Genomic DNA, 20,096 nt, shown 5'->3' on the forward strand with positions numbered 1-20,096 from the left:
GGCCGACGGGCCTGGAGCGCAGGTTTCACGGGGTTCACAGGTTTCACGGGTGAGGACTCACCGGCAGGCCCGCCGCGCGCCACGCCTGGAAGCCGCCCACCAGGTCTGTGGCGCGCGACAGCCCGAGCTGCCGCAGCGAGACCGCCGCGAGGCTGGACGCGTACCCCTCGTTGCACACGACCACGATCCGCAGATCGTGGTCCGTGGCCTCGGGCAGCCGGTGGTCGCACAGCGGGTCGAGCCGCCACTCCAGTTCGTTCCGCTCGACGATCAGCGCGCCCGGGATGGTCCCGTCGCGCTCCCGCAGGGCGGCGTACCGTATGTCCACGAGCAGCCCGCCCTCGGCCTGTGCCGCCGCGGCCTCCGCGGGCCCGAGGCGGTCCAGGCCCGTACGGGCCTCGGCCAGCAGTTCGTCGATGCTCCGCTTCGCGCTCATCGGATCACTCCCACTCACCCGGCAGCTCGACCTGTTCCAGCCGCAGCACCTGTCCGGTGCGGCTGTAGCGGCGCATCAGCGGCAGCGGCGGGTAATAGGCGTGTACCGAGACCGCGTGCCGCTCCGTGGAGGTGTTGAGCACCTCGTGGACGTGGTGCGGTCCGAAGGCCCGCCCCTGTCCGGCGGGAAGCGACCGCTCACGGTCGACGTCGTCGGCCAGCTCAAGGGTCTTCCAGCCCTCGGTGGGCAGGCGCGCGGCGAGCGACTGCTCGCGCAGCTGACCGGCCGCCGTGACGAACGCGCCGTGCGAGCCGCCGTGGTCGTGCCAGCCGGTGCCGGTGCCGGGAGGCCAGCCGATCAGCCACGCCTCGCTGCCGCCCGGCCCCTCGAGCCGCAGCCAGGTGCGGCCCTCCGGGTCGAGGGGGAGGGAGTCGACGAGCGCGGCGTCGGCGGCGGTACGGCGGGCGAACTCGAGGAGCTCGGCCGGGCCGGGCGAGGCGTCGGCGGGGGACCCGGCGGGTGCCGAGGGCCGGGCGGGGGAGGATGTGCTTACGTCGGGCACTGAGACCGTCCTGAGTGATCGCGAAAGGGGCGCGGCCCTGGCCGCGCGGGAAAAAGCCGATCAACAGGAGGGGCGACAGACGCAGCCCGCGTAGCGGACGAGGTCCACATGGACTCTCCGCCAGAAGCGCGGCAGCTGAGTGTCGGTCACGAGGCGTACTCAACCACGGGGCGGAAAGCAAGGTCAACTACTGCTGTCCACTCCGCGGACGCCCCCTGCCACGCACCCCGGCGCGCACACTGCCGCGCGCCGCCCTACCGGTGCGCCGTCGTTCCCGCCTCCGCCTCCGCCGACGCCTCCTCTGCGCCGCCGCCCCTCGCGGCCCTCCCGCCCAGCGCCGCGTCCGCGCACGCGTACAGCTCGGCCGGGCGCACCCCGGACAGCGCCGCGACCAGGTGCCCGTCGGGCCGCACCAGCAGCACGGTGTGGGCCGGGGCACCCGGGTACTCCTCGGCGACCAGCAGCTCGGCCCGCATCGGCAGCGCCGCGACGGCCGCCGCCAGCCGGGGCATCAGCCCCGCGCGCAGCCAGTGACGGCGGTCCCACACGCCCGTGCCGGGGGCGACGAGGACGACCAGCAGCTCCCGCCCCAGCCGCGCCCACAGCCGGGTGAGCGATCCGTCCGACGCGGTCACCGGCACATCGGCGGCGAGCGCGCCGATCTCGGTGTCGACTGTGATCGACCCCTCGGGGGCCGCCGCGGGCGTGAGGGGCGAGCGGCGGTGGACCGGTGGCTCGCCCAGGGGACCGCGCCCCAGATGGCCGTCGGTGAGCAGCTCGTCGTGGGCACGGACCGCGCCGGGCAGCACGGAGCGCCGCATCGCGTGCCAGCCGCCGGAGGCCCGCACCAGCGGCAGCGCCTGGTCCGCGGCGCGCAGCCGGGCGCTCACGGCGCCGCGCCGCTCGGCCTGATAGCTGTCGAGCAGCGCGTCCGACGCCCCGTGATGCCAGGCGAGGGCCAGCTTCCAGGAGAGGTTGCCGACGTCCCGCATGCCCTCGTCGAGCCCCTGGGTGCCGAGCGCGCCGAGCAGATGGGCGGCGTCCCCGGCGAGGAAGGCCCGGCCGGCGCGCCAGCGGAGCGCGAGCCGGTGGTGCACGGTGTGCACGCCGGTGTCCAGAAGCTCGTAGGGGAGCGCGGGGTCGCCGGACCACCCCGTGAGGGTGTCGCGCACCCGCGCGACCAGCGCGTCCGGCGTGACCAGGTCGCGGCCCGGCGGCAGCAGCCAGTCCAGCCGCCAGACGCCGCGCGGCAGCGGGCGGGCGGTCACCTCCGCGTCGAGGGTGCGCCACGGCGGGGAGCGGTGCAGCACGGCCTCGCCGGGCCAGGGGAGTTCGGCGCGCAGCGCGGCGACCGCGTGCCGCTCCACCGCGGTGCGCCCCGGGAAGCGCACGCCCAGGAGCTTGCGGATGGTGGACCGGGGCCCGTCGCAGCCGATCACATAACTGCCCCGCCACCAGGTGCTCTGGGCGCCCCGTGTGCGGATGCTGACGCCCCGGGGATCCTGTTCCAGGGTGTCCAGGCGGGTGCCCGGGACGATCCGGACCAGGTCCTCGCCGGGGATGGTGGCCAGCGCGGCGCGCAGGGCGCCGGTGAGCTCGTGCTGGGGCAGGTGCAGCGGCGAGGGCAGCTCCGCCTCCGGCTCGTCGCCCACCGTCCCGGCGTCGGGGCCGACGTCATAGCCATAGCCGTTACCGCCGGGGCTGTCCCTCCGGCCGGGCAGGAACGGCCGACCGGGCACCAGGGACACATGCCGGACCAGCTGCCGCCGCCGCAGGGTGCGCCAGCCGGTCCACGGCTCGGCCGCGTGGGCGGCCCGGCAGCCCAGCCGCTCCAGCAGGGCGGCGGTGTCGGGGCGCAGCACGGCCGTACGGGCGGGGCGGCGCTCGTCGCCGCCCTGGCTCTCGTCGAGCAGGATGACGGGCACCTCGGCGCGCGCGAGCGCGAGGGTCAGGGCGAGGCCGACCGGGCCCGCCCCGGCGACGATCACCGGGTCCACGGCGCGGTTCCGGTGACCCTGCGGGACGTACGTGAGTTGAGGAAACTGGCAGTTGAAACCCGGTGCGCGATCACACAAAGTATGCAACCCACTGCGGGTCCCCGCGTCAAGCGACGGGGGCGGTGGCGCGTACGCCACCGCCCCCGTCGGACCGGATATCGGACCGGGTATACGGTCAGTTCTTCGCCGCCGTGTCGGCCGGTCCGGCCACCTCGGCCTGGTCGACGACGTCCAGAGCGTCTCCCGCCGCGACCGGCTGCTCGGCCGGTGCGACCGCTATACCGCTCTTGGCGCGCCGACCGCGCCGCTCGATCCAGGTGGCCAGGGCGGACAGCGCCAGACACAGGGCCACATAGATCACACCGCCGACGATGATCACCGGAACGTAGGGGCTCTCGTCGTTGACGACGGTCACCTCGGCGATGTGCTGCATCTTGTACAGCAGTTCCTGGTACGTGATGACATAGCCGAGCGAGGTGTCCTTCAAGGTGACCACCAGCTGGCTGATGATGGTCGGCAGCATCGCGCGGACACCCTGCGGAATCAGGATGGTCATCATGACCTGGGTCTTGCGCATACCCAGGGCGTAGGCGGCCTCACGCTGCCCCTTGGGCACCGAGTTGATGCCCGCCCGCAACACCTCGGCCTGCACCGAGCCGTTGTAGACCGTCAGGCCGACGACCAGGGCCCAGAACTCCGTCCCGTCGCCGGTGAACCCCAGATCGTTCTTGTAGGTGAGGAAGAGCACCCACAGGGCGTAGATGGTGATCAGCAGCGGGACGGCCCGGAACAGCTCGATGAATCCGGTCGTGAACACTCGGACCCACTTGTGGTCCGAGAGCCGGCCGACGGCGAGCACCACGCCGAGCGCCACCGACAGCACCGCGGCCACGGCGAACACCTGGAGGGTGGTCAGCAGGCCGTCGATGATGTCGTTCTGGACACCCGCGTAGTTGAAGATGTCCCACATCTCCGGCGCGAACTGACCCTTGTCGTTCAGCCGTATGGCGATGAAGGCGATCAGGCCGATCACGGCGAGAGTGCCGATGACCGAGTACACGCGGTTGCGGATACGGGCCTTGGGACCGGGCGAGTCGTACAGGACGCTTGCGCTCATCGGGCCACCTCCATGCGGCGCTCCAGCAGCCGGAAGAGCCCGCTGATGGTGAAGGTGATGACCAGGTAGCTGAGCGCGATCCACAGGAAGATCCAGGCGATCGCGTACCCCTTGTCACTCAGCAGCTTCGAGACGCTGAACAGCTCGGTGTTGCTGAAGGCGCCCGCGATCGCGGAGTTCTTGGTGAGGGCGATGAATATGCTGCTCAGCGGCGGGATCACGGTCCGGGTGGCCTGCGGCAGGACGATCATCCGCAGGGTCTGGAAGAAGGTCATCCCCAGGCTTCGGGCCGCCTCGGCCTGCCCGATCGGCACCGTGCCGATGCCGGAGCGCACCGCCTCGCAGACGAACGTCGAGGTGTAGCAGCCCAGCGCCCCCACCGCGAGCTTGTAGGGGCTCGTCCCGGGGAAGAGGATCTGGGGGATCACGAAGAACGTGATCAGGAACAGCAGGGTCAGCGGGGTGTTCCGCAGCAGCGTGACCCAGGCGGTGCCGAAGGCACGCAGCGGCGGTATGGGGGACACCCTGAAGCCGGCCATGATGATGCCGAGGATGAGGGCGAGCGCCGCGCTGGCCGCGGTCAGCGACAGGGTGCCGAGGAACCCGTCGCGGAACTCAGGGAAGTAATCGAAGAGTAGGTTCATCTGTTCTCCGCGCTAGCGGTCAGGGCAGCACGACGGATCGCACCGGCTTCAGGGCGTACGGGGAGAACCGGCTCAGTAGCGCGGCAGGGGGGTCTTCGGGGCGACGTAGGCGGAGCCGGACTTGCCGAGCGTGCCCTCGTACGCCTTCTTGTAGTCGCCGTTCCCGATGTGCTTCTCGAGCGCGTCGGAGATCGCGTCGCGCAGCACCTTGTCGTCCTTGTTCATGCCGACGCCGTAGGGCTCCTCGGTGAACGGCTTGCCGACGACCTTGAGCTTGCTCGGACGCTGGGCCGCGTAGCCCTTGAGGATCGCGTCATCGGTGGTGACCGCGTCCACCTGGCCGTCCAGCAGCTGCTTGACGCACAGCGAGTACTTGCCGAGCTCGGTGGTCTTGGCGCCGTACTTCGGCTTCTTGATCTCCTGGAGCGGAGTGGAGCCGACGATGGAACAGACCTTCTTGCCCTTGACGGCGTCCGGGCCGGTGATGTCCTTGTCGTCCTTGCGCACCAGCAGGTCCGCGCCGGCCACGTAGTACGGGCCTGCGAAGCCGACCTGCTTCTTGCGCTCGTCGTTGATCGTGTAGGTGCCGACGTAGTAGTCGACCTGGCCCTTGGAGATGGAGGTCTCGCGGACGTTGGAGTCGACCGTCTTGAACTCGATCTGGTCCTCGGAGAAGCCCAGGTCGGCGGCGACCATCTTGGCGATCTCGATGTCGAAGCCGGAGCGCTTGCCGGTGGTGTCCTCGAAGCCGAGGTAGGGCTGGTCGGCCTTGGCGCCGATGATGAGCTTGCCGCGCTTCTGGGCCGCCTTGAGGGTCGGCGAGTCCAGCTTCACGTCCTTGGCGACGGTGTAGTCGCCGCTGACGACCTCGCCGCCCTTGGGCTTGTCGCCGGCCGTGCCTTCCTTGCCACCGCAGGCAGCGGTCGCCGCCAGAGCCAGAACCACCGAAGCCGCTGCGGCCGTCTTACGAATTCTCATCGTGCATCCCTCAGGTTTTGTTGTGCGTGCGTGCAGAAGGTGAGCCGTGCGGGGCTCAGTGGTGAAGCCAGGTGCGGGGGACCCGGGTATGGGCCTCAGTGGTGCCTCAGTGGTGAAGGATCTTCGACAGGAAGTCCTTGGCCCGGTCGCTGCGGGGGTTGTTGAAGAACTCCTCGGGCTCGGCCTCTTCGACGATCCGGCCGTCGGCCATGAAGACCACCCGGTTCGCGGCGGAGCGCGCGAAGCCCATCTCGTGGGTGACGACGACCATCGTCATACCGTCCCGGGCGAGCTGCTGCATGACGTCCAGCACCTCGTTGATCATCTCCGGGTCGAGCGCGGAGGTCGGCTCGTCGAACAGGATCGCCTTGGGGTCCATGGCCAGCGCTCGGGCGATGGCCACGCGCTGCTGCTGACCACCGGACATCTGCGCGGGGTACTTGTCCGCCTGCTTGCCCACGCCCACTCGGTCGAGCAGCGTGCGGGCCTTCTCCTCGGCGGTCTTCTTGTCTGTCTTGCGCACCTTCTGCTGGCCCAGCATCACGTTTTCGAGCACCGTCTTGTGCGCGAAAAGGTTGAAAGACTGGAAGACCATGCCGACGTCGGCGCGCAGCCGGGCGAGCTCCTTGCCCTCTTGAGGCAGTGGCTTGCCGTCGATCGTGATGGTGCCGGAGTCGATTGTCTCCAGGCGGTTGATGGTGCGGCAGAGGGTCGACTTGCCGGACCCGGAAGGGCCGATCACAACGACCACTTCGCCCCGTGCGATGTTCAGGTTGATGTCCTGGAGCACATGCAGCGCGCCGAAGTGCTTGTTGACTCCTGACAGCGCAACCAACGCGTCCGCAACGGGAGTTGCGTCCTTGGTCACCGGTACTTCGCTCATTCGGCGTTTCGCTCCGTCCTCCTCGGTTGGGAGGACCTTAGGGGGCCGCCGAGACCAGCGTCATTACATCTGAGCGGAAATTGAGGATAACGATCCGGCAGCGGAGCGGCACTCTGTGTGAACGCGGTCCGAGGCTGCCGTACCGGCTACATAACGGAAACCTAAGTGTGACTAGATGCGTCTTGACGAGCACGCGTCTACTGGGCGTGGATGCCCTGTGGCCATGTTGGCGAAACGCATGCGCCACTCTGTGGAAAGGTGGTGGAAGGCTCGGTGAGGCTGCTGCTCGTCGAGGACGACAACCATGTCGCCGCGGCTCTCTCCGCGGTGCTCGCGAGGCACGGTTTCGAAGTTACGCACGCCAGAAGCGGTGAGGAGGCGCTCAGAGCGCTGCTGCCCGACTCGGGGCCGCCGTTCGGCGTTGTGCTCCTCGACCTCGGGCTGCCGGACCAGGACGGCTTCCAGGTGTGCGGCAAAATCCGCAAGCGGACCACCACTCCCGTGATCATGGTGACCGCGCGGGCGGATGTAAGATCCCGCATCCATGGTCTCCACCTCGGTGCCGACGACTATGTGGTCAAACCCTACGACACCATGGAGCTGCTCGCCCGGATCCACGCTGTGAGTCGGCGCACGCTTCCGGCCGACCCCGCCCCGGCCTCCGAGGAGGGCACCGAGAGCCGCAACGCACCCCTGCGGATCGGCCCCGTCACCCTCGATCTGGCCACCCGGCAGGTCGCGGTGGAGGGTACGACCATCTCGCTCACCCGTAAGGAGTTCGACTTGCTGGCGCTGCTCGCCCAGCGCCCCGGCGTCGTCTTCCGGCGGGAGCAGATCATCAGCGAGGTGTGGCGGACCAGTTGGGAGGGGACCGGGCGCACCCTGGAGGTGCACGTCGCCTCGCTCCGCTCCAAGCTGCGCATGCCCGCGCTGATCGAGACGGTTCGCGGCGTCGGGTACCGCCTGGTGTCACCGGCGAGCTGAGGACCCGAGAGACTTCTCCCCGTGCGCACCCGACTTCTCCCGCTCCTCATCGTCCTCATGGCCGGCGTGCTGCTCGCGCTCGGCTTCCCGCTCGCGGGCAGCGTGGCCGCCCGCGAGCAGCAGCGCGTGGTCGTCGACCGGATCGACGACACCGCGCGGTTCGCCGCGCTCGCGCAGTTCGTCACGGCCGGGCCGGCCGCGGCCGCCAGCGCGGAGGACGACGAACGGCTCAGCACCCTGAAGGCTGAACTCCGGCGCTACCACGCCCTGTACGGCATCCGGGCCGGCGTCTTCTACCGGAGCGGCAAGCCCATGGCCCAGGCGCCCGACGGCTGGCGGCTCCCCAAGGCCGGGGACGGCGCCGAGGCGTTCGAGGAGGCCCTCCAGGGCCGTCGCAGCCATGACCCGGACCAGGTCTGGCCCTGGCAGCGGGGCCGGCTCACCGTCGCCTCCCCCGTGGTGCGCGACGGCGACGTGGTGGCCGTCGTGGTCACCGACTCGCCCACCGGGCAGATGCGGTCGCGCACCCTGCACGGGTGGCTGGTGATCGCCGCGGGGGAGGCCGCCGCGATGCTCCTGGCGGTCGGGGCGGCCTTCCGGCTCACCGGCTGGGTGCTGAGGCCCGTACGGATCCTCGACACCGCCACCCACGACATCGCCACCGGGCGTATGCAGTCGCGCGTCGCGGCCGCCTCCGGGCCGCCCGAGCTGCGCCGCCTGGCCCGCTCCTTCAACGAGATGGCCGACAACGTCGAGGAAGTCCTCGAACAGCAGCGTGCGTTCGTCGCCGACGCCTCCCACCAGCTGCGCAACCCGCTGTCCGCGCTGCTGCTGCGCATCGAGCTGCTGGCCCTCGACCTGCCCGACGGCCACGAGGAGATCGCCTCGGTGCGCACCGAGGGCAAGCGCCTCGCCCAGGTCCTGGACGACCTCCTGGACCTGGCCCTGGCCGAGCACTCCACCACCGACCTCAAGCTCACCGACATCGCCGAGCTCGCCGCCGACCGGGTCGACGCCTGGCTCCCGCTCGCCGAGCGGGAAGGCGTCCGCCTCTCCTACGAGGGCCCGTCGGCCGTGGCCGGCTGGGCCGACCCGGTGGCGCTGTCCAGCGCGCTGGACGCCGTCGTGGACAACGCGCTGAAGTTCACTCCGGCGGGCGCGGACGTGCGGGTCTCCGCCCAGCCGGACGGGGACACGGTCGCCATAGTCGTCGCCGACGGCGGCCCCGGCCTCACCGAGGACGAGCTCGCGCGCATCGGCGACCGCTTCTGGCGCAGCGGCCGCCATCAGAACATCAACGGCTCCGGCCTGGGGCTGTCGATCTCCCGGGCGCTGCTCGCCGCGGGTGGCGCCTCCATCGAGTACGCCCCCAACGAGCCGTGCGGGCTGCGCGTGACGATCACCGTGCCGCGCACCGGGCCGCACTAGGCGGGCCCCGGTACGGCGTCGCGGTAGGGGGTCGCAGTAGAGGGTCGCAGTAGGGGCGGGCCGGGTGTGGGCGGTGGGCCCTACGGCTTGACCGAGCGGTAGTAGCGCGCCGCGCCCGCGTGGAGTTCCAGCGGGTCGGTGAAGATCGCGGTGCGAAGGTCCACCTTCTGCGCCGCGTGCACCTTGGAGCCGATGCGGTCCCGGTTCTCTATCACGGTCCGGGTGACGGCCTCCGCGAGCGCGGGGTCCACCCGGTCCGTGGTGACCAGGAGGTTCGGCACCGCGATGGTCTTGATGGCGTCCTTCTGGCGCATGTCCGCGTACGCGTCGGCGGGCACGGCCGCCGCCCTGTAGTAGCGGGTCACGCCGCCCTGGCTGTGCAGCGGGCCGATGAGGTCGCCGAGCTGGACCAGCCGGATCGGGAAGTCCTCGGCCAGGGTGCGCACGGCGGTCGTCGGCAGTCCGCCGGACCAGAAGAAGGCATCCAGCTTGTCCTCCTTCAGGAGGGCAGGCATCCGGTCGATGCCCTCGCGCACGGCCGTGACGTTCTTGTCCATGTCGAGCCCGGCGGCCTTGAGCAGCGACTTGGCGATCAGCTGTACACCCGAGTCGTCCTCGCCGACGCCGACCCGCAGGTTCTTGAGGTCCCGGGTGGACCGCACCCGGGAGCCCCTGGGCACCACCAGCTGCATGTAGTCGTCGTACAGCCGCGCGCAGGCGCGCAGCCGCTCGGAGCCCTTGCCGCCCTGCTCACGGTAGGCGGCCACCGCGTCGGTGGCGGCGATGGCGAACGTGGCCCGGCCCTCGGCGAGCCGCCGGACGTTGTCCGGGGACCCCTTGCTGCGCTGGAGCGTCACGTCCAGGCCGGGGAGGTCCCGGGCGAGGTCGCGGCGCAGCATCTTGCCGTAGGTCTCGTAGACCCCGGTGGGCACTCCGGTCGCGAAGGTCACCGGGCCGTGGGGCGACTCGTCGTCCCCGATCGGCACCAGCCACCACAGGAGCAGGGCGAGCGCGACGGCTCCGGCGGCGGCGGACTGAAGCGCGCGGCGCCGGCCGAGGCGCGGAAGACGGACGGCCATGCGCAGGATCATGACAGTCCCCCCGGCCCTGTGGGGAGGCGGGGGCCGTCGGTGGCCGTATGCGGCCTCAAACGCGGCCTTCCCGATTCGGCACGGTGGCCTGATCGCCGCCCCTTACCCTGGATGGGTGAGCAGCAGCGAGGTAGCCGGTTTGAAGACCTACGAGGTGCGCACCTACGGGTGCCAGATGAACGTCCACGACTCCGAGCGGCTTTCCGGCCTCTTGGAGGAGGCCGGCTATGTCCGCGCGCCCGAGGGCGTGGGTGAGGGCGACGAGGCCTTCGCCGATGTCGTCGTGTTCAACACCTGCGCGGTGCGGGAGAACGCCGACAACAGGCTGTACGGCAACCTCGGCCGGCTGGCGCCCATCAAGGCCGGGCGGCCCGGCATGCAGATCGCCGTCGGCGGGTGCCTGGCCCAGAAGGACCGCGACACCATCGTCAAGAAGGCTCCTTGGGTCGACGTGGTCTTCGGCACGCACAACATCGGCAGCCTGCCGGTGCTGCTGGAGCGCGCCCGGATCCAGGAAGAGGCCCAGGTCGAGATCGCCGAGTCCCTGGAGGCATTCCCCTCCACCCTTCCGACGCGGCGTGAGTCGGCGTACGCGGCGTGGGTCTCGATCTCCGTCGGCTGCAACAACACCTGCACGTTCTGCATCGTCCCGGCGCTGCGCGGCAAGGAGAAGGACCGCCGTCCGGGCGACATCCTCGCCGAGGTGGAGGCGCTGGTCGCCGAGGGCGTCAGCGAGATCACCCTGCTGGGCCAGAACGTGAACGCGTACGGGTCCGACATCGGCGACCGCGAGGCGTTCAGCAAGCTGCTGCGCGCCTGCGGGAAGGTGGCGGGCCTGGAGCGGGTCCGCTTCACCTCGCCGCACCCGCGCGACTTCACGGACGACGTCATCGCCGCCATGGCCGAGACGGACAACGTGATGCCCCAGCTGCACATGCCGCTCCAGTCCGGCTCGGACACCGTGCTGAAGGCGATGCGCCGCTCCTACCGGCAGGAGCGCTACCTCGGGATCATCGAGAAGGTGCGCGCCGCCATGCCGGACGCCGCGATCTCGACCGACATCATCGTCGGCTTCCCCGGCGAGACCGATGCCGACTTCGAGCAGACCCTGCACGTCGTGCGCGAGGCGCGCTTCGCCCAGGCGTTCACCTTCCAGTACTCCAAGCGGCCCGGCACGCCGGCCGCCGAGATGGACGGGCAGGTGCCGAAGGCCGTCGTCCAGGAGCGCTACGAGCGGCTGGTCGCCCTCCAGGAGGAGATCTCCTGGGAGGAGAACAAGAAGCAGATCGGCCGGACCGTGGAGGTGCTGGTCGCGGAGGGCGAGGGCCGTAAGGACGGCGCCACCCGGCGGCTGTCCGGCCGCGCCCCCGACAACCGCCTCGTCCACTTCGCGCGGCCCGAGGAGAGCGTCCGTCCGGGGGATGTCGTCACCGTGGACCTCACCTACGCGGCACCGCACCACCTGCTCGCCGAGGGCCCGGCCAAGGGCGTGCGGCGCACCCGTGCGGGCGACGCGTGGGAGCGGCGCAACGCGGCCGAGGAGAAGAAGCCCGCGGGCGTGATGCTGGGCCTGCCGACGGTCGGCGCCCCGCCGCCGGTCCCCGCGCCCGCCGCGGGCTGCGGCTGCGACTGAGCGGGACGGCGACGTCTTCCTGATGGTGCCGGAGGCCGCGACGGGCAACTACTGCCGGCGGTTCCGGGTGGCCGAGCTGCTGTGGGACTCGGAGCCCCGGCCCGAGCCTGCCGGATAGGCTGGCGATCATGCTGATCGCCGCCGCTGTCTGCCCCTGTCCACCGCTGCTGGTGCCCGAGGTCGCCGCCGGGGCGGCCGGTGAGCTGGCCGCGCTGCGCGCGGCGTGCCTGGACGCGGTCGGGGTGCTGGCCGCGGCGCGGCCGGAGCGGCTGATCGTCGTGGGGCCCGCGGAGTGCGACGGGCGCGGCCCGCACCCGCAGGGCACGCCCGGGTCGTTCGGCGGCTTCGGGGTGGACCTGGACGTACGGCTCGGCGGCTGGGGCGAGGCCGGAGCCGGGGCCGAGGCCTCCGAGCGGACGCTGCCGCCCTCGCTGGCCGTGGCCGCGTGGCTGCTGGAGCGCGCGCGGTGGCAGGCCGCGCCGGTCGAGGGGCTGGGCGTGGGGGAACCTCTGGCGGCCGAGCGGTGTAGAGAAGTCGGAAGGGAACTGGCGGCACAGGCCGAGCGGGTCGCGCTGCTGGTGATGGGCGACGGCAGCGCGTGCCGGACGCTGAAGGCTCCGGGCTATCTCGACGACCGGGCGGCCGCCTTCGACGCGGAGGTGGCGCGGGCGCTGGGCGCGGCGGACATCGCCGCGCTCGCCGAGCTGGACGAGGAGCTGGCGGCCGAGCTGAAGGCGGCGGGCCGGGCGCCGTTGCAGGTGCTCGCGGGCGCGGGCGAGGGGGCCGCGCTGAAGGGGGAGTTGCGGTATGAGGGAGCGCCGTACGGCGTGGGGTATTTCGTCGCGATGTGGTCGTAGCGGCCCTCGCGGGAGCGGGTACGAGAGCGGGCATGGGCGCGGCCGCGGAGCGGGCGCTCCGCGGCCGTTCGCCGGAGGGGCTCAGGCGCTGGGCCGCTCGTCGCCCTTGGCCTTGCCCCCGCCCTCTTGCCCGTGGGAGAAGCGGCCGAGGGCGCCCTTGGCCTTGTCCGCACTGTTCTCGAGCTTGTCGCGGTACTTGCCCTTGGTCTTGGTGTCGACCGTCTTGACGGCCTTGTCCAAGCCGCGCTCGATCTTCTCCTCGTGCTGCCGTGTGAAGCCGGCGGCCTTGTCCTTCATGACTCCGGCCTTGGCCTTGAGGTTGTCCAGCACGCTCATGGGCCACCTTCCCTCGGTCAATGACTATCTGCGGGCACTCTCGTCGGTCTCGCTGTCCGCGGCGCCGAGCGATTCCTGTACGGCCTCCTGCTCGGCTTCCCGCGTGGGCTCCTGTTCAGTCTCCCGCACGGGCTCCCGCGCGGCATCGGCCTCCTGCTTGGACTGCTGCTTCGGAATACCGATGGCCTCGCCCGCCGGGGCAGCCGCCCCGGCGTGCTCCGGCCCCGCCTCGTCAGCGGCGCCGGCCGTCACTCCGTCCACCGAGGTGTGGGCCTCGGGCTGCTCGGTTGACGCCTCGGGCGATCGGCTCGCCTCCTTGGGACCTCGGCGAAACCAATCAAAAACACCCATAACTATCTCCATACCCTACTCGTGCGGGCGATATCGCGTGCCGCTCAGGCAACGACCCCGGAGGTGTCCCGTCACGTAGCTCGTTCGAGTAGGCGGTCCAGGGTTTGCGAGACTGGTCCGGTGAATACCCCAGGCCCCCCACCCAGCGTCATCGCCGTCGTCGGCCCCACCGCGGCCGGAAAGTCCGACCTGGGCGTCGCCCTCGCCCGCCACCTCGGCGGCGAGGTGGTCAACGCCGACTCCATGCAGCTCTACCGGGGCATGGACATCGGCACCGCCAAGCTGACCGAGGAGGAGCGGCAAGGGGTGCCGCACCGGCTGCTGGACATCTGGGACGTCACCCGGACCGCCAGCGTCGCCGAGTACCAGCGGCTGGCCCGCGCCGAGATCGACCGGCTGCTCTCGGAGGGCCGCACCCCCGTCCTGGTCGGCGGCTCGGGGCTCTACATCCGCGGTGCGATCGACGCCCTCGAGTTCCCCGGCACGGACCCGGCCGTCCGGGCCCGGCTCGAGGCCGAGCTGGCGGAGCTCGGCTCGGGTGCGCTGCACGCCCGGCTCGCCGCCGCCGACCCCGAGGCGGCTCGCGCGATCCTGCCCAGCAATGGCCGGCGGGTGGTGCGGGCGCTCGAGGTGATCGAGATCACCGGCCGCCCCTTCACCGCGAATCTGCCGGGCCACGAGGCCGTCTACGACACCCTTCAGATCGGCGTCGACGTCGAGCGCCCCGAGCTGGACGAGCGGATCGCGGTGCGCGTGGACCGGATGTGGGAGGCCGGGCTCGTGGACGAGGTGCGCCGGCTGGAGGGCGCCGGGCTGCGCGACGGCCGCACCGCGTCCCGCGCCCTGGGCTATCAGCAAGTGCTTTCCGCGCTGGCCGGGGAGTACGGCGAGGACCAGGCCCGGGCCGAGACCGTGCGGGCCACCAAACGGTTTGCGCGACGCCAGGACTCCTGGTTCCGGCGCGACCCGCGCGTCCACTGGCTCAGCGGCGCGGTCGCCCGCCGCGGGGAGCTTTTGCACGACGCGCTGGCGTTGGTGGACCGGGCGGTCACAGCCTGATCACGTGATGGCATCGGGACGCTCCGTGTGCCATACCGGCCCGTGCGGGCATGCCATCATCGAGCTCCGATCGTGCTGTTGTTCAGGAGTTGGGAGGGCGGGTGGCGATGGAGGCCGGCCCTCGCGACGTATCGCAGCAGTCGCCCCACGGCGACCCGGGTCCGCTCACCTCCGACGGCCCTGACCTCGCCTCCGACGGTCCGGACCTCACTTCCGACGGTCCTGGCGGCGACGCGGTCTCGGCTGAGCCCGGCGCCCCGGCCATCGACGACGGCATCGAGGGGCTCCCCGCCCCCGGTGAGTCCTTCAGCGAGCTGCGTCCGCCGCGCCGGTTCCGGATCTGGCAGATCGCGCCGATCGTCGGCCTCGCCATCCTGGGCTCGCTGATGTTCGCCTTCCCGCTCGCCTTCGAGTTCGGCGACGGCGGGGCGGTGGTCGCCATGCTCGGGCTGCTGTTGAGCTGCTGCGCCGCCGGATGGGGCCTGATGGCCGCCCGTCGCGTGGGCTACACCTGGCCGGGGCTGCCGCCCCGGGGCTCCGGGCGCCGCCCCGACTGGCGGTTCATCCTGCTGTACGTGGCGGTTGTGGCGGTGCTGGCCACCCTCACCATCTGGCGCGTGGCCCGCCTGCGCTGATCCCCGCCGGTAGCGCCTCCGCCGGTCACCGCCGGTGGCGCCCCGCTCGTGGTCACCGCTGGTGGCGAGCCCTCTCGGAGCACTCGTCCCGGGCGCCCCGTAGGATCGAGGGATGAACGACGCGCCCCGGCCGACCTTCCTCAAGGGCCACGGCACCGAGAACGACTTCGTCATCGTCCCCGACCCGGACGGCCGGCTCGAGCTGTCCCCGGCCGCCGTCGCCCGCATCTGCGACCGCCGGGCCGGCATCGGCGGTGACGGGCTGATCCGCGTCGTACGGTCCTCGGCGCACCCCGAGGCCCGGGCCATGGCCGACGAGGCCGAGTGGTTCATGGACTACCGCAACAGCGACGGCAGCGTCGCCGAGATGTGCGGCAACGGAGTCCGCGTCTTCGCCCGCTATCTGGAGCGGGCCGGGCTCGTCGAGCCCGGCGATCTCGCGGTCGCCACCCGCGCCGGAGTGCGCCGCGTCCATATCGCCAAGGACGGCCCCGGCGGCGCCGAAGGCCACGGCGGGGCGATCACCGTCCGGATGGGCAAGGCCCTGCTGCCCGAGCCCGGCCCCGACGGCCCGATCACGGTCACCGTCGGCGAGCACAGCTGGCCCGCCCGCCACGTGGACATGGGCAACCCGCACGCGGTCGCGTTCGTCGACGACCTCGGCCAGGCGGGGCGCCTGCTCGACGCCCCCGGGGTGACCCCCGGCTCCGCGTATCCGCACGGCACCAACGTCGAGTTCGTGGTCGACCGCGGCCCGCGCCATGTGGCGATGCGGGTGCATGAGCGCGGCTCCGGCGAGACCCGATCCTGCGGCACCGGCGCCTGCGCCGTGATGGTTGCCGCCGCCCGCAGGGACGGAGCCGACCCCGCGGCCGAGGGCCACCCCGTCACCTACACCGTGGACGTCCCCGGCGGACGCCTGGTGATCAGCGAACTCCCGGACGGTACGGTGGAGATGACCGGCCCGGCCGTGATCGTCGCCGAGGGCGAGATCGACCCTGCCTGGCTGGACACGGCCGTCGCCTGAGAGTTCACCCCAATGGGTGATCCATTTCACTCTGGGCGAGAGCCGGTCGGCCGTGCGTGATGGGCTCGGTAGCATCAAGCACCGGCCCAGGGGGAGTGCCCACGCCGGTTGACGCTCGACGCCGCCGGAGGTGCCCATGAGCGCAGAGGCCACCGACCACGCCGCTCTCGGCCGCAGGCGCGGCCTCCCGCGCATCGACCTGCGCAATCTCCGCAGGTTCAGCAGGGCCGCGCTGTCGGGCTCGCCCGCCCGCGGCCGCCTGCCGGACGCGATCGAGCATGTGGCCAAGGTGCACCGGGCCCACCACCCCGGGGCCGATCTCGACGTACTGCGCCAGGCGTATGTGCTCGCCGAGTCCTCGCACCGCGGCCAGATGCGCAAGAGCGGCGAGCCGTACATCACCCATCCGCTCGCGGTCACCCTCATCCTCGCCGAACTGGGCGCCGAGACCACGACCTTGACGGCGTCACTCCTCCACGACACGGTCGAGGACACCGATGTGACGCTGGATCAGGTGGGCGAGCAGTTCGGTGAGGAGGTCCGCTATCTCGTCGACGGCGTCACCAAGTTGGAGAAGGTCGACTACGGCGCGGCGGCCGAGCCCGAGACGTTCCGCAAGATGCTGGTCGCCACCGGCAACGACGTGCGCGTGATGTCCATCAAGCTCGCCGACCGCCTGCACAACATGCGCACCCTCGGTGTGATGCGCCCCGAGAAACAGGCGCGCATCGCCAAGGTCACCCGCGATGTGCTGATTCCGCTCGCCGAGCGGCTGGGCGTACAGGCGCTCAAGACCGAGCTGGAGGACCTGGTCTTCGCCATCCTCCACCCCGCGGAGTACGCCCGCACCCGCGAGCTGCTGCTGGAGCACGCGGGCCGTCCGGACCCGCTCGCCCGCGCCGCCGAGGACGTACGCGCCGTGCTGCACGAGGCGGGCATCGCCGCCGAAGTCCTCGTCCGGCCCCGGCACTTCGTATCCGTCTACCGAGTGGGCCTCAAGCGCGGCGAGCTGACCGGCTCCGACCTCGGCCGGCTGCTCGTCCTCGTCTCGGAGGACGCGGACTGCTACGCGGTCCTCGGCGAGCTGCACACCTGCTTCACCCCGGTCATCTCGGAGTTCAAGGACTTCATCGCGGTCCCCAAGTTCAACCTGTACCAGTCGCTGCACACGGCGGTGGCCGGGCGCGACGGCGAGGTCGCCGAAGTCCTCATCCGCACCCACCAGATGCACCAGGTCGCCGAGGCCGGGGTGATCGCCCTCGGCAATCCCTACGCGCCGAACGCGCCGTCGGAGGCCGCCGACGCGCCCGACGGCGAGCGCGCCGACCCCACCCGCCCCGGCTGGCTGTCGCGGCTGCTGGCCTGGCAGAGCGCCACCCCCGACCCCGACACGTTCTGGTCCTCGCTGCGCGCCGAGCTCGCCCAGGACCGGGAGATCACCGTCTTCCGGGCCGACGGCGGCACGCTGGGCCTGCCCGCGGGGGCCAGCTGTGTGGACGCCGCGTACGCCCAGTACGGCGAGGCCGCCCACGACTGCATCGGCGCCAGGGTCAACGGCCGTATCGCGACGCTGAGCACCGTGCTGCGCGACGGCGACATGCTTCAGCTGCTCATGGCGCGCGACACCCGGGACGCCGCCTCCTCGGGGCCCTCGCCCGAGTGGCTCGACCACGCCCGCACGCCGGCCGCGCGCATCGCCATCAGCCGCTGGCTCGCGGCCAACCCGGAGCGGCAGCAGCCCCAGCCGGCCACCGGCCCGGGCCCCGCACCGGCCGAGGACCCCGCCGGGGCCGCCGGGAGCGGCACGGCCGGCGGAGGCGGCGCGTCCGGTGGGGCCGCGGTGCGGGAGGCGGTCGCCACCGGCATCGCCGCGGACCTGCCCGGCGCGGCCGTGCGACTGGCCGGCTGCTGCACCCCCGTGCCCCCGGACGTGGTCATCGGCTTCGCGGTGCGCGGCGGGGCCGTCACCGTGCACCGCGAGCAGTGCCCCGCGGTGGCCCGTATGACGGCGGCCGGGCGGAGCACGGTCGGGGTGCGCTGGCTGGAGGGGGAGGAGAGCGACGGGGGCGACTACCGCGTGACCCTCCTGGCCGAGGCGTTCAGCAGACCCCGTCTGCTGGCCGACCTCACCGAGGCCATCGCCGCCGAGGGCGCGGCCGTGGTCTCGGCCGCCGTCGAGCCGCCCCGCGAGCAGCGCGTCCGCCATACGTACACGCTCCAGCTGCCCGACCCCGGCCGGCTGCCGACGCTGATGCGCGCCATGCGCGATGTGCCCGGGGTCTACGACGTGACGCGGGCTGGCCGGCGGATGGCGGCGGCGCGGTCCTGAACCGGCCGGAGCCAAGGCCCGAACCCCCATTCGGGTGGAGTTGGGCCGCGCCGCCCGGCGCGGTCGTCCGGGCGTTGATAGCCGTAGATCATGCTGTCTTCCCCGAGGGGACGCCCCTCGCCGGCCCGGCGCGCGCGACGTCGCAGGACCGCCGCCGCGGCCGCCGCGCTGACCGCCGCCCTCGTCGCGATCTGCCCGTCCTCGGCCGCGGGGCCGGTGTCCTCGGCGCCCGCGCCGCCCCCGGTCCCCCGGGGCATCGGCGACCGGCTCTTCCCGTATCTCGGCAACCCCGGCTACGACGTCGCGTCATACGACATCGCGCTGCGCTACCACGGCAACGACCGGCCGCTTGATGCCATCACCACCCTCACGGCCCGCGCCACCGCGCCGCTGCCCACCTTCAACCTCGACTTCGCCCATGGCGATGTGCGCTCGGTGCGGGTCGACGGCAGGCCCGCCCTGTTCACCGGCGCGGGGGAGGACCTCGTCATCACCCCGGGCCGGCCGGTCCACCGCGGCGCCCGGTTCCGGGTCACCGTCAGGCACACCAGCGACCCGGGCGGCAGCGGCGGCGGCTGGGTCCGCACCCACGACGGCCTGGCGATGGCCAACCAGGCCGACGCCGCGCACCGCGTCTTCCCCTGCAACGACCACCCCTCCGACAAGGCGCGCTTCACCTTCCGCGTCACCGCCCCCAAGCGACTCACGGTCGTCGCGAACGGGCTGCCGCTCGGGCGCACCCAGAAGGGCGACGACATCACCTGGCGGTACGGCCTCGCCCACCCCATGGCCACCGAGCTGGCGCAGATCTCCATCGGCCGTTCGGCCGTCCTGCACCGCACCGGCCCCGGCGGGATGCCGGTGCGCGACGTCGTGCCCGCGGCGGACCGCGAGCGCCTGGCCAAGTGGCTCGCGCGCACACCGGCACAGCTGGAGTGGATGGAGAAGAAAGTCGGCCCCTACCCCTTCGAGACGTACGGGTTGCTCATCGCCAGGGCCACGACCGGCTTCGAGCTGGAGACCCAGACCCTCTCCCTCTTCGAGAGCGGCCTGTTCACCACCTCCGGACTGCCCTCCTGGTACATCGAGTCGATCATGGTGCACGAGCTGGCGCACCAGTGGTTCGGCGACAGCGTCAGCCCGCGCCGCTGGTCCGACCTGTGGCTCAACGAGGGCCATGCCACCTGGTACGAGGCGCTGTACGGAGACGAGCGCGGAAAGCTGCCGCTCGAGAAGCGGATGCGCCTCGCCTACCGGCAGTCCGACGCCTGGCGCGCCTCCGGCGGCCCACCCGCCGCCCCCCTGCCGTCCGACGCCGACCACCAGATCGGCATCTTCCGCCCGGTCGTCTACGACGGCAGCGCCCTGGTCCTGTACGCGCTGCGGCAGCGGATCGGGCGGGCGGCGTTCGAGCGGCTGGAGCGGCGCTGGACACACCGGTACCGCGACGGGGTGGCCTCGACCGGGGATTTCATCCGGCTGGCGTCGGAGGTGGCGGGCCGCGACCTGTCCGGCTTCCTGTGGCCCTGGCTGTACGGGAGGACGACGCCGAAGATGCCCGGGCACCCCGACTGGAAGTCCGACGCCGCGGCCCACGGGGAAACCATGGCGAAAGCCGGCGGAAACCCGGGTGACGGCCCGGCCGCCGCGTGCGACCATCGACGGGTCGGCGCAGCGGCCGGCGGCCGGGAATCCTCCGGGTCCGCCACGCGTTGTCGACGGTGACAGCACCCAACGACGTAAGGATCG

At 72.1% G+C, this 20,096-nt stretch carries 20 protein-coding genes; 9 read left to right on the top strand and 11 right to left on the bottom strand.

Annotated features, from left to right (window positions below):
• Nucleotides 1-43: 43 nt before the first annotated feature.
• The 8 genes from ACH4S9_RS22390 to ACH4S9_RS22425 all read right to left on the bottom strand — a co-directional run bounded on the left by ACH4S9_RS22390 (nucleotide 44) and on the right by ACH4S9_RS22425 (nucleotide 6,617).
• Nucleotides 44-436: a rhodanese-like domain-containing protein gene (locus tag ACH4S9_RS22390; RefSeq protein WP_358846260.1), complete on the bottom strand. Its 393-nt coding sequence runs from the start codon at nucleotides 434-436 to the stop codon at nucleotides 44-46.
• Between the two features lie 4 nt (nucleotides 437-440).
• Nucleotides 441-998 (bottom strand): cysteine dioxygenase, encoded by a 558-nt coding sequence (locus tag ACH4S9_RS22395; protein ID WP_398373668.1) that lies wholly within the window; start codon nucleotides 996-998, stop codon nucleotides 441-443.
• 60 nt (nucleotides 999-1,058) lie between these two features.
• A complete protein-coding gene (locus tag ACH4S9_RS22400; protein ID WP_352132105.1) occupies nucleotides 1,059-1,148 on the bottom strand; it encodes a putative leader peptide in 90 nt (29 codons plus the stop codon).
• Between the two features lie 104 nt (nucleotides 1,149-1,252).
• Nucleotides 1,253-2,995, bottom strand: coding sequence for an FAD-dependent monooxygenase (locus ACH4S9_RS22405; RefSeq protein ID WP_398373669.1), 1,743 nt, complete (start codon nucleotides 2,993-2,995; stop codon nucleotides 1,253-1,255).
• Nucleotides 2,996-3,170: 175 nt separating this feature from the next.
• The gene (locus tag ACH4S9_RS22410) at nucleotides 3,171-4,112 is read right to left on the bottom strand and encodes an amino acid ABC transporter permease (RefSeq protein ID WP_311723819.1); all 942 of its coding nucleotides are present in this window, start codon (nucleotides 4,110-4,112) and stop codon (nucleotides 3,171-3,173) included.
• On the bottom strand, nucleotides 4,109-4,756 hold the full coding sequence (locus ACH4S9_RS22415) for an amino acid ABC transporter permease (protein WP_311723818.1): 648 nt from the start codon (nucleotides 4,754-4,756) through the stop codon (nucleotides 4,109-4,111). Before ACH4S9_RS22415 ends, ACH4S9_RS22410 begins: the two co-directional genes overlap by 4 nt.
• Before the next feature lie 72 nt (nucleotides 4,757-4,828).
• Nucleotides 4,829-5,734 (bottom strand): glutamate ABC transporter substrate-binding protein, encoded by a 906-nt coding sequence (locus tag ACH4S9_RS22420; protein WP_311723817.1) that lies wholly within the window; start codon nucleotides 5,732-5,734, stop codon nucleotides 4,829-4,831.
• A gap of 106 nt (nucleotides 5,735-5,840) precedes the next feature.
• Nucleotides 5,841-6,617, bottom strand: coding sequence for an amino acid ABC transporter ATP-binding protein (locus ACH4S9_RS22425; protein ID WP_311723816.1), 777 nt, complete (start codon nucleotides 6,615-6,617; stop codon nucleotides 5,841-5,843).
• 273 nt (nucleotides 6,618-6,890) lie between these two features.
• Between ACH4S9_RS22425 and ACH4S9_RS22430 the strand changes: the two genes are divergently transcribed.
• Nucleotides 6,891-7,601, top strand: coding sequence for a response regulator transcription factor (locus ACH4S9_RS22430; protein ID WP_311723815.1), 711 nt, complete (start codon nucleotides 6,891-6,893; stop codon nucleotides 7,599-7,601).
• Between the two features lie 21 nt (nucleotides 7,602-7,622).
• On the top strand, nucleotides 7,623-9,029 hold the full coding sequence (locus ACH4S9_RS22435; RefSeq protein ID WP_358846268.1) for a HAMP domain-containing sensor histidine kinase: 1,407 nt from the start codon (nucleotides 7,623-7,625) through the stop codon (nucleotides 9,027-9,029).
• 80 nt (nucleotides 9,030-9,109) lie between these two features.
• Here the strand turns inward: ACH4S9_RS22435 and ACH4S9_RS22440 are convergent, their stop codons facing one another.
• Nucleotides 9,110-10,108 carry a TAXI family TRAP transporter solute-binding subunit gene (locus tag ACH4S9_RS22440; protein ID WP_311723813.1) on the bottom strand — a complete coding sequence of 333 codons (999 nt, stop codon included), beginning with the start codon at nucleotides 10,106-10,108 and terminating at the stop codon, nucleotides 9,110-9,112.
• A 127-nt stretch (nucleotides 10,109-10,235) separates the two neighbouring features.
• On the opposite strand from ACH4S9_RS22440, the gene miaB reads away from it, so the two are divergent.
• Together miaB and ACH4S9_RS22450 are read left to right on the top strand one after the other, a co-directional pair.
• Nucleotides 10,236-11,753, top strand: coding sequence for a tRNA (N6-isopentenyl adenosine(37)-C2)-methylthiotransferase MiaB (miaB, locus tag ACH4S9_RS22445; RefSeq protein ID WP_361186094.1), 1,518 nt, complete (start codon nucleotides 10,236-10,238; stop codon nucleotides 11,751-11,753).
• Between the two features lie 128 nt (nucleotides 11,754-11,881).
• On the top strand, nucleotides 11,882-12,610 hold the full coding sequence (locus ACH4S9_RS22450; protein WP_398373670.1) for a class III extradiol dioxygenase subunit B-like domain-containing protein: 729 nt from the start codon (nucleotides 11,882-11,884) through the stop codon (nucleotides 12,608-12,610).
• Nucleotides 12,611-12,691: 81 nt separating this feature from the next.
• Here the strand turns inward: ACH4S9_RS22450 and ACH4S9_RS22455 are convergent, their stop codons facing one another.
• Together ACH4S9_RS22455 and ACH4S9_RS22460 are read right to left on the bottom strand one after the other, a co-directional pair.
• The gene (locus tag ACH4S9_RS22455; RefSeq protein WP_311723810.1) at nucleotides 12,692-12,946 is read right to left on the bottom strand and encodes an antitoxin; all 255 of its coding nucleotides are present in this window, start codon (nucleotides 12,944-12,946) and stop codon (nucleotides 12,692-12,694) included.
• 24 nt (nucleotides 12,947-12,970) lie between these two features.
• On the bottom strand, nucleotides 12,971-13,297 hold the full coding sequence (locus ACH4S9_RS22460; protein ID WP_311723809.1) for a hypothetical protein: 327 nt from the start codon (nucleotides 13,295-13,297) through the stop codon (nucleotides 12,971-12,973).
• A gap of 120 nt (nucleotides 13,298-13,417) precedes the next feature.
• Here ACH4S9_RS22460 and miaA point away from each other — a divergent pair, with 120 nt between their 5' ends.
• From miaA to ACH4S9_RS22485, 5 genes are all read left to right on the top strand, one after another.
• Nucleotides 13,418-14,356, top strand: a complete 939-nt coding sequence (gene miaA, locus ACH4S9_RS22465; protein WP_311723808.1) for a tRNA (adenosine(37)-N6)-dimethylallyltransferase MiaA — start codon at nucleotides 13,418-13,420, stop codon at nucleotides 14,354-14,356.
• 107 nt (nucleotides 14,357-14,463) lie between these two features.
• Nucleotides 14,464-14,991 carry a hypothetical protein gene (locus ACH4S9_RS22470; RefSeq protein WP_385342226.1) on the top strand — a complete coding sequence of 176 codons (528 nt, stop codon included), beginning with the start codon at nucleotides 14,464-14,466 and terminating at the stop codon, nucleotides 14,989-14,991.
• A 112-nt stretch (nucleotides 14,992-15,103) separates the two neighbouring features.
• Complete coding sequence (dapF, locus tag ACH4S9_RS22475; protein WP_311723806.1) at nucleotides 15,104-16,018, top strand: diaminopimelate epimerase; 915 nt, start codon at nucleotides 15,104-15,106, stop codon at nucleotides 16,016-16,018.
• 136 nt (nucleotides 16,019-16,154) lie between these two features.
• A complete protein-coding gene (locus ACH4S9_RS22480) occupies nucleotides 16,155-18,347 on the top strand; it encodes a RelA/SpoT family protein (protein WP_398373671.1) in 2,193 nt (730 codons plus the stop codon).
• Nucleotides 18,348-18,437: 90 nt separating this feature from the next.
• Entirely contained in the window at nucleotides 18,438-20,072 is a 1,635-nt protein-coding gene (locus tag ACH4S9_RS22485) for a M1 family metallopeptidase (RefSeq protein WP_398373672.1), read from the top strand.
• Nucleotides 20,073-20,096 lie beyond the last annotated feature (24 nt).

The organism is Streptomyces sp. NPDC021225, assembly GCF_044332865.1.
In the GTDB taxonomy this organism is placed as follows: Bacteria; Actinomycetota; Actinomycetes; order Streptomycetales; family Streptomycetaceae; genus Streptomyces.

What these genes read in the sequence shown, in the direction of transcription:
- ACH4S9_RS22455 (WP_311723810.1), bottom strand. Translation starts at nt 12,946, where the DNA reads ATGAGCGTGCTGGACAACCTCAAGGCCAAGGCCGGAGTCATGAAGGAC.
- ACH4S9_RS22410 (WP_311723819.1), bottom strand. Translation starts at nt 4,112, where the DNA reads ATGAGCGCAAGCGTCCTGTACGACTCGCCCGGTCCCAAGGCCCGTATC.
- ACH4S9_RS22460 (WP_311723809.1), bottom strand. Translation starts at nt 13,297, where the DNA reads ATGGGTGTTTTTGATTGGTTTCGCCGAGGTCCCAAGGAGGCGAGCCGA.
- dapF (WP_311723806.1), top strand. Translation starts at nt 15,104, where the DNA reads ATGAACGACGCGCCCCGGCCGACCTTCCTCAAGGGCCACGGCACCGAG.
- ACH4S9_RS22450 (WP_398373670.1), top strand. Translation starts at nt 11,882, where the DNA reads ATGCTGATCGCCGCCGCTGTCTGCCCCTGTCCACCGCTGCTGGTGCCC.
- ACH4S9_RS22415 (WP_311723818.1), bottom strand. Translation starts at nt 4,756, where the DNA reads ATGAACCTACTCTTCGATTACTTCCCTGAGTTCCGCGACGGGTTCCTC.
- ACH4S9_RS22485 (WP_398373672.1), top strand. Translation starts at nt 18,438, where the DNA reads ATGCTGTCTTCCCCGAGGGGACGCCCCTCGCCGGCCCGGCGCGCGCGA.
- ACH4S9_RS22420 (WP_311723817.1), bottom strand. Translation starts at nt 5,734, where the DNA reads ATGAGAATTCGTAAGACGGCCGCAGCGGCTTCGGTGGTTCTGGCTCTG.
- ACH4S9_RS22440 (WP_311723813.1), bottom strand. Translation starts at nt 10,108, where the DNA reads ATGGCCGTCCGTCTTCCGCGCCTCGGCCGGCGCCGCGCGCTTCAGTCC.
- ACH4S9_RS22480 (WP_398373671.1), top strand. Translation starts at nt 16,155, where the DNA reads ATGAGCGCAGAGGCCACCGACCACGCCGCTCTCGGCCGCAGGCGCGGC.
- ACH4S9_RS22390 (WP_358846260.1), bottom strand. Translation starts at nt 436, where the DNA reads ATGAGCGCGAAGCGGAGCATCGACGAACTGCTGGCCGAGGCCCGTACG.
- ACH4S9_RS22425 (WP_311723816.1), bottom strand. Translation starts at nt 6,617, where the DNA reads ATGAGCGAAGTACCGGTGACCAAGGACGCAACTCCCGTTGCGGACGCG.
- ACH4S9_RS22470 (WP_385342226.1), top strand. Translation starts at nt 14,464, where the DNA reads ATGGAGGCCGGCCCTCGCGACGTATCGCAGCAGTCGCCCCACGGCGAC.